At 48.0% G+C, this 977-nt stretch carries 1 pseudogene; it reads right to left on the reverse strand.

The annotated features are described in order from the left end of the window. Positions 1-977 (reverse strand): annotated as a pseudogene (locus tag BCT81_RS04420) (molecular chaperone DnaK); the annotation flags it as partial.

The raw sequence follows: 977 nt of genomic DNA on the forward strand, positions 1-977 counted from the left end.
CAGTTCTGCTCAAGTAATTTTGGTAACCACTGCTCAGCTTGCTCTCTAGGAATCACACTGTGCTGGCTGCCATACAAAGGGGTTCTTGAAGCCAGTCGACCTAGCGCCCACCAATGCGCTTGTTCAAACTGGTTTTGATTGATCGCTTTGCTTAGGAACCAAGACGCAAGAAGCACTTTGTCTTCCACTTCGAGTTGCTCAAGGGATGCCGCCAATCTAACCATGGCTTCATAACCATTGTCTTGGGCATCTTTAGCACTCTTAGGGTTCTTCATTGCACCTGGGTGAAGGTACTTAGCAATGTCGGCCAAGATAGTCTCTTGTTGCTCTTGGTTTAAACCACCCGCAACACGACGCCAGAAGACCCACCAGTCAGTCCAACCTTGGTGATTCTTAAACTGGATGTTTTGTTGATAAAGGCCCCAAATTTGCTCGATACGCCATGAGTCCGTTGGATCACCAAAGCCCGGGCGCAGCGAGTAACCCGCTAAACGCAGCCAGTTCTTCTCGTGTGCCTCTGAGCGACGACGACGTTTGCGACCTAACGAGAAGCTATCGAATAGATGACGGAGGGTGGTGAAATCCCACTCATCGCGTTTACCGAGTCGTTTCTCAAGATCTTTAGACAGAGTCTTGATCTCTTTCGATTCTGCACTCTTCTTATTGCCGCTGTAGAGGCGAGAAATCAGCTCTTTACACTCATCCAATCTTGGATGAAGTTTAGAGTTATCGGATTCTTCACCTTGCTTGTTTCTGACTTCAAATTCTAACAACCAACGTTTCGAGTCATCTTCAGTACTCACGCACTCCATTTTCAGTGTGCCGACTTCGGTTAACTGACAAGCGAGCAGCACTTCAACACGCTCTTTTTGGTTAGCTTGAAGCTCTGCTGTACCTGAGCCTTCCAGCGTCGAGATGTAAGGTGGAAGAGGGGAGAATAGGTCAGGATCAACATCGACCATTACACCGTTTTGGAT

This window comes from Vibrio sp. 10N.261.52.A1 (assembly GCF_002876325.1).
Lineage (GTDB): Bacteria > Pseudomonadota > Gammaproteobacteria > Enterobacterales > Vibrionaceae > Vibrio > Vibrio chagasii.